We start from the raw sequence: 2,927 nt of genomic DNA, 5'->3' as shown, positions 1-2,927 counted from the left end.
GGTCGCCCCATCCGGCTGCCGCGCCGATGTCGCGGTTCGCTTGCAAAGCTTGTTTGAATCCACCAATCCCAATATCTGAATGGTCACTGGTTTGGCATACCAAGGCGTCTAGCGAGGTAGGCCCTGTGGGGGGCTGACGATTTCTGGTACTCCAGTATGAGGAAGCTGCCCACAGGGCCTGCCTCGCGGGTTCAGCTACAAAGACTTCAAAGGTCTCCGGCTTCACAACCAGCGCTCGCGCATCAAGGCCACCATGGCAGCCGCTGCGCGTCCCCGGTGGCTGTTGGCGTTTTTGACTTCTACCGGCAGTTGGGCAAAGGTTTTGCCGAATTCGGGGATGAACATCACCGGGTCAAAGCCAAAGCCGTTGGATCCCATGGGCTCGCGGGCGATCTCGCCCACCACCCGGCCCACCGCCACCAGCGGTTCCGGGTCGTCGGGCGAACGCAGCGCCACCAGCGTGCTGACCATCGCTGCACGCCGGTTGTCGATGCCGCTCATCTGCTCCAGCAGGGCGCGCACGTTGTTGTTGTCACTCTTGGGATAGCCGAACTGTGTTGCATAAAAAGCGGTTTGCACGCCCGGCAGGCCGCCAAAGGCATCGACGCACAGACCGGCGTCATCCGCCACGGCGGGCAAGCCACTGAGCCGGGCGGCATGGCGCGCCTTGGTCAGCGCGTTTTCAATGAAGGTGTGGTACGGCTCGGGCGCTTCCGCAATGCCCAGGCTGCCTTGCGCTATCAGCGCATAACCCAGCGGCGCAAACATGGCGTGCAGTTCGGCCAGTTTGCCGGGGTTGTTGGAGGCCAGAACGATTTTCATGGCAGCAATGGCTGGGCCAGCGCGGTCCGTTGAATTTGCACCAGCTCACGGATGCCCTGGTCGGCCAGCGCCAGCAGCGCGTCCATCTCCACGCGGCTGAAGGCGGCGCCTTCGGCCGTGCCCTGGATCTCGACATAGTGGCCGGATCCGGTCATGACCACGTTCATGTCGGTGTCGCAGGCCGAATCTTCGGTGTATTCCAGGTCCAGCAAGGGTGTGCCCTGCACGAGGCCAACCGAGATGGCGGCGACATGGTCACGAATGGGGGACAGGATCAGCTTGCCTTGCGCCAGCAGGCCGTTGACGGCGTCCTGCGCGGCGACAAAAGCGCCGGTGATGGCCGCGGTGCGGGTGCCGCCGTCGGCTTGGATGACGTCGCAATCCAGGTGCAGGGTGCGCTCGCCCAGCAGCGCCAGGTCAAACACCGAGCGCATCGAGCGGCCGATCAGGCGCTGGATTTCCTGGGTGCGTCCGGTCTGCTTGCCGCGCGCGGCTTCGCGGTCACTGCGGCTGTGGGTGGCGCGCGGCAGCATGCCGTATTCGGCGGTGACCCAGCCCTGGCCGGAGCCTTTTTGGTGGGGCGGCACCTTGTCGAGCACCGAGGCATTGCACAGCACCTTGGTGTGGCCAAATTCCACCAGCACCGAGCCTTCTGCGTGCCGGGTGTAGCCGCGTGTGAGGCTGATCGGACGCAGGGCATTGGCGGCGCGCGCCGCTGTTCTTGAAAATTCGGTCATGTCAGTGTTTCATTGGGTTGGTGTTGACGTGTCGGGCGTCAGCCAGGTGAGTGCAAGACAGGTCACGTTGTCGCTGTGAGCCCCTGCCTGTATCAGCGCCTTCTCAACCAGCAACGGCACCGAGATTTCTACCGGGTTTCGACTCAGCTCAGTCACGATGTCCTGCTCGGACAGGCTTGCCCACAAGCCATCGGAGCAAAGCATGAGGGTGTCGCCCCGCTGCAAAACCAGCGGCTTGGTCACACTGAAGACCGGCTTGACGGGAGAGCCCAGGCAGGTAAACAGAACATTGCGGTTGGCATCCACGGGCGCAGCGCTTGCCGTGCCGCGCGGGCGACGGCTACGTTCGGCAAAAGAATGATCCTGGGTACGGGTCAGCAGTTGCTGTTGTCGCACCAGATAAAGTCGCGAGTCGCCACAATGGGCCCAGCGCACCTGGCCCGACTGGATCACCGCCATCACGAGGGTGGTTCGCGGCGCGTCCAGCATGGCATGCTCTGTGGCGTAGTGCAGAATTTGGTCATGCGCCGCCATCATGGCCCGCTCCAGGAAGTCTGCCAGATCGTCCAGTCTGGGTTGAGCCAATTTTTGAAACAGGCTGGCCACTGTTGCCATGGCCAAACCCGCTGCCACTTCCCCCGCCGGGTGTCCGCCCATGCCATCGGCCAGCATCAGCACCGCACAGTCGCTGGTGTAGCTGTAACCCATGCGGTCCTCGTTGTTTTTTCTACCGCCCTGGCGACTGACCTGGAAAACTGAAAATCGCATCAGGTTTTTTTATCGACATCTGTCGATTTGAGGACATTTTTTTTGGTGCTTTCGAGCATGCTGCCGAGTTGCTGCTTGACCTTGTCACCCACCGAGAGCTGGGTATAGCGGCGGGCTCCTGCGCGGTTCAATTCCTTTTGCAGGGCAAACACAGACTGCGGCCGTTCCAGGGGATCCATTGCCATGCACCATTGCACGATCTCCACCAGATCGTCGGAGTAAATACCTCGGAAACGTTTCAGGGTCTGCACTGCCTTGTCTTCGGTCACACGTTGTGGCGCCTCGCTGGGCGGGAAGCCGTGCATGCAGGCAAACATGCAGGCGCCGATGGCGTAAATATCGGTCCAGGGCCCCATGGTGGTGTCGCGCCGGTACATTTCGGGGGCGGCAAAGCCCGGGGTGTACATGGGGCGAATGAAGTTGCCTTCTTTGGAGAGGACTTCGCGTGCCGCGCCAAAGTCGATCAACACGGACCGGTTGTCGTCGGTGATGAAGATATTGGCGGGCTTGATGTCCAGATGCAGCATTTTGTGCTGGTGAACAATGCGCAAGCCGCGCAAAATTTCATCAAACAGCGATCGGATCGTGGATTCGCGAAAG

The 2,927-nt window shown here is 61.6% G+C and carries 4 protein-coding genes; all 4 read right to left on the bottom strand.

All coding sequences use genetic code 11. The features are described from left to right. Nucleotides 1-222: 222 nt before the first annotated feature. Entirely contained in the window at nucleotides 223-822 is a 600-nt protein-coding gene (rdgB, locus tag NDI87_RS17360) for an RdgB/HAM1 family non-canonical purine NTP pyrophosphatase (protein WP_296276850.1), read from the bottom strand. Then, nucleotides 819-1,559 (bottom strand): ribonuclease PH, encoded by a 741-nt coding sequence (gene rph / locus NDI87_RS17355; protein ID WP_296276848.1) that lies wholly within the window; start codon nucleotides 1,557-1,559, stop codon nucleotides 819-821. The genes rdgB and rph overlap by 4 nt, the downstream gene beginning before the upstream one ends. Before the next feature lie 9 nt (nucleotides 1,560-1,568). Then, nucleotides 1,569-2,327, bottom strand: coding sequence for a protein phosphatase 2C domain-containing protein (locus tag NDI87_RS17350; protein WP_296276846.1), 759 nt, complete (start codon nucleotides 2,325-2,327; stop codon nucleotides 1,569-1,571). Further along, a partial coding sequence (locus NDI87_RS17345) for a protein kinase (RefSeq protein WP_296276844.1) occupies nucleotides 2,327-2,927 on the bottom strand: 601 nt, incomplete at its 5' end. The genes NDI87_RS17345 and NDI87_RS17350, both read right to left, overlap by 1 nt.

The sequence above is a fragment of the Rhodoferax sp. genome (genome assembly GCF_023701345.1).
Classification (GTDB): Bacteria; Pseudomonadota; Gammaproteobacteria; order Burkholderiales; family Burkholderiaceae_C; genus Rhodoferax.
Note: the sequence above shows the minus strand (reverse complement) of the source record. Positions and strands in the feature narration are given on the sequence as shown.

Coding starts and splice junctions, on each gene's coding strand:
- rdgB (WP_296276850.1), bottom strand. CDS start 822: ATGAAAATCGTTCTGGCCTCCAACAACCCCGGCAAACTGGCCGAACTG.
- rph (WP_296276848.1), bottom strand. CDS start 1,559: ATGACCGAATTTTCAAGAACAGCGGCGCGCGCCGCCAATGCCCTGCGT.
- NDI87_RS17350 (WP_296276846.1), bottom strand. CDS start 2,327: ATGCGATTTTCAGTTTTCCAGGTCAGTCGCCAGGGCGGTAGAAAAAAC.